This window comes from Rahnella perminowiae (genome assembly GCF_019049755.1).
Lineage (GTDB): Bacteria > Pseudomonadota > Gammaproteobacteria > Enterobacterales > Enterobacteriaceae > Rahnella > Rahnella perminowiae.
This window is the reverse complement of the sequence record NZ_JAFMOS010000252.1, coordinates 1-2,876: the sequence shown is the minus strand read 5'-3', so window position 1 is coordinate 2,876 and position 2,876 is coordinate 1. Positions and strand designations below refer to the sequence as shown.

4 protein-coding genes and 2 pseudogenes are annotated in these 2,876 nt (G+C 44.9%); 1 reads left to right on the top strand and 5 read right to left on the bottom strand.

Going from position 1 to position 2,876, the window contains the following annotated elements:
* Positions 1–238 (top strand): hypothetical protein (locus J1785_RS01900; RefSeq protein WP_420803823.1); only part of this gene is annotated, 238 nt, incomplete at its 5' end.
* A 236-nt stretch (positions 239–474) separates the two neighbouring features.
* On the opposite strand, the gene J1785_RS01895 is transcribed toward J1785_RS01900, so the two are convergent.
* The 5 genes and pseudogenes from J1785_RS01895 to J1785_RS01880 form a co-directional block, all read right to left on the bottom strand.
* A complete protein-coding gene (locus J1785_RS01895; protein WP_129952268.1) occupies positions 475–750 on the bottom strand; it encodes a hypothetical protein in 276 nt (91 codons plus the stop codon).
* Complete coding sequence (locus J1785_RS26610) at positions 747–1,100, bottom strand: colicin (RefSeq protein WP_238483027.1); 354 nt, start codon at positions 1,098–1,100, stop codon at positions 747–749. Before J1785_RS26610 ends, J1785_RS01895 begins: the two co-directional genes overlap by 4 nt.
* Before the next feature lie 60 nt (positions 1,101–1,160).
* Positions 1,161–1,869 (bottom strand): annotated as a pseudogene (locus J1785_RS26605) (DUF8093 domain-containing protein); the annotation flags it as partial.
* Between the two features lie 227 nt (positions 1,870–2,096).
* Positions 2,097–2,504 (bottom strand): YqhG/Tai3 family protein, encoded by a 408-nt coding sequence (locus J1785_RS01885; RefSeq protein WP_129991736.1) that lies wholly within the window; start codon positions 2,502–2,504, stop codon positions 2,097–2,099.
* Between the two features lie 95 nt (positions 2,505–2,599).
* Positions 2,600–2,876: pseudogene (locus J1785_RS01880) on the bottom strand (hypothetical protein); the annotation flags it as partial.

Below are 2,876 nucleotides of genomic sequence, written 5' to 3'. Positions count from 1 at the left end.
GACAGTAAGAAAGCCTGAAAATATTTCTCCCGAAGAAATCTCAATTGGTATAGTTGCTACTATTTCAAAAAGCTTTGGAGCAACTCATGATGAACTTGTCATCTCAATATCAAGATTGCTTGGATTCAAGTCTACAAGTTTACTGTTAAGATCCAATATAAATGATGCAATCCAAACATTAATTAACTCAAACAAAATAAAATTAGAGAATGGGCTTCTAATTTTGCAGATAGATTGATATTAGCATAGGTACTGTCAACACTAATAAAATTAGTGCGAAGCAGTACTTATTCATTTAATTTCATTGATAAGATTCATATTAAAAGAAGAGTTAATAGCGAAAAGAAAAATGAAATAGTCAATACTACAAACCGGAGGGACTACAGTGCCACTTTGAGCCATGCAGCAGGCATTAAAATACCGCCCAATGAGTTGGTCGGCATTTAGCCGCTAGTGCTAGTTTTGCCAAGACCACTAGTCACTCTGAGAGACTGAGTCGTCACTTTGGCTGATAAGTCTCTCAACTATCGCTCGCCCCTTAGGGGTAATTACATAGAAAGGCATTGCTGGCTTATTGCCTTCAACTATGTTGATCATTCCATCCTCCGCAAGTTTCGCTACATAACGTGGTACCTGCCCAACCCCGCCCAAGCCCCTTATCGAAAGCATCCGATCCAGAGTCATCCAAGTCCATTTTTTCTCATCAGCCATTAAAACCTTGAGAATATCTTGTTCTGCTTTAGTCATCATTTAAACGCATCCGGGTGATAAAGTTGATTATCTCGCAAACCGAATTCCTCAAGTGTTGCTGTGTGGGCGTTATTCCATAAATCATACGCTGCAACACCGTCTGTTGGTTGCCCTGACTCCCATCCTAAATTGCAATATCGTTGAAATTCACGGCATTCATGGGTGAAATAGTTCAAATCTACTGGTGCTGGGGCTAAAGTACCGTCAGAGATCTTTCGTAGCCGGTCAATCATAAAGTCATTAGCACTGTCGGGTTCGAAACGCGAAATATGAAGCTCAACGGTATCAACGCCCGCGTGCGTGATGTTAACACCTTCTGTACTTAGCTTTTCAAGCGGCCCACCGGCCAAGTCAGGATCAAACTCTCGTAGACTTGCAGGCCCTCTTGCTCCCTATATTTTTTCAATGCTCTCTATTTCTTGCATTGACCCCAACCGACCAAGCCCAAAGGCCGCGCCGATAGATGCCAAAGCAATAGCCGATCCTGCTGTTGTTTCATTAAGAACTTGATCGTAACCCGCCGGGGCATCTCTGCTGAGCTGTTTTGGCGTAGCCTTCTATGTTTCCATTGTAGATACCGCCAGCAGCTAATAACCGCCCGGCAGCTTTACTATTGATTGTCTTAGTTGACTGGGCATGTTGAACAGGCGCTGAACCCCAACGCCCGTGATCATATTTCTGAGTTGGAAGGGCTTTTACACCTTGTCTTTCAGCTACGGCGAATTCATAAGCATCCATAGCCTGTCGAATAAACCCTTCGTGGTACAGATAGGCTCTGTCACAAATCAGGTCACCATTTTCATCAACGTAAAACGGGTTTTCGACCCAATTCCATTGCTCAGTGGTATCCACACCCATCAGCCAGCCTAACTGAAGATGCTCTTTTATTGAGTCGTAAATGGGATCCACATACCCGGCCTGTGCCCGTCGCCATATGGGCAGTCCTGAGTAAAGGCGCTCAGGAACACTAAAGGGGCTGAATTTGCTGCGGTAATTTCGCTCATCCAGATCATAGTGGGTTTTAGATTGTTCTAAAGCGTGCTCGGGTGAGCAGATATAGGCGAAGTCTTCTGGGCTGAGTTCCCATTCAATTTCACGGCCTTCGTAGAGTGTAAACATGATGCACCTGCTAATCCTTGCAGTTTGGACTGATCAGATTTTCATCATATTATTTTTTTGAGTTAACCAAAATTATTGTGTTTATATGCCTACATAAAAATTAGTTAGTGAAGTAAATGCATGCATTAAAACCGCCAAAAATAGGGCGATTTATTCAGTATGCCACTTCACTGTCACTTTGGTTTGTGCCGTAGTTGTGTCAGGTCAAGTGTCTGAGCTAATACATTTTAGGGCAGGTCTGTCACTGACCTAATTTTCCACCCTCCCTTATCTCTAACAAAGCAGGCGGCAACCCGTTTCCTGTCTGCCAGTCCAAAGGACATGTAAACGTTTGTGCAAACAGGATCAATAACCACCTTTTCAGCCGTTATATGCTGTAGCCAGTCCTTATCATCAAAGTCCTGAACTTTCGTGAAGTAATCAACATCAATCTCATTGGCCTTGTAGGCTTTCATCAGGATGGCGTATGTCCCGTGCTCTACGTATCCGGAAAGTTTCGGATTCTCCAGCGGGTTTTCAAGGCCACTAACCTGCTGGATGTACCAACGATAAAATATTTCAGCCTGCTGCTGCGGTGTTGTCTCAGCGCGCGCCACACAGGTAAACATCATTGCAGCCAGAATGTATCTGCGCATCACTCACCTCTTCCGCTAAATTTTATAGGCGGGCTGATAATGGCGATAGGCTTCGCCGGGGTACATTGTTCGCTGTTTAAAATCTGAGTACCAGCTTACTCCATCAAAAATAGCGGTATGTCCACAGGGGGGCCTGGTATCGGCTGGATTACCGCAAGGTCCCCTTTTTCGGGTGGGGTGCCGCCTGGCATCTCATGAAATCCGGCCCCCCTTAGTGACCCACCGAAATCATGAGCGTTTGCATGAGAAATGAGAAGCCCACCCTCCTCAATTGCCCTCGCAACATAACGCGCACAATAACCAGTGCTGTGAGGCTGCGCATGTTGCCTTGCCCAGCTTATTGCTTCCTCTTTATTCCATGTCATATTAATC

Bases quoted from the DNA above. Each gene is read 5' to 3' on its own strand.
- J1785_RS01895 (WP_129952268.1), bottom strand. From the start codon at position 750: ATGATGACTAAAGCAGAACAAGATATTCTCAAGGTTTTAATGGCTGAT.
- J1785_RS01885 (WP_129991736.1), bottom strand. From the start codon at position 2,504: ATGCGCAGATACATTCTGGCTGCAATGATGTTTACCTGTGTGGCGCGC.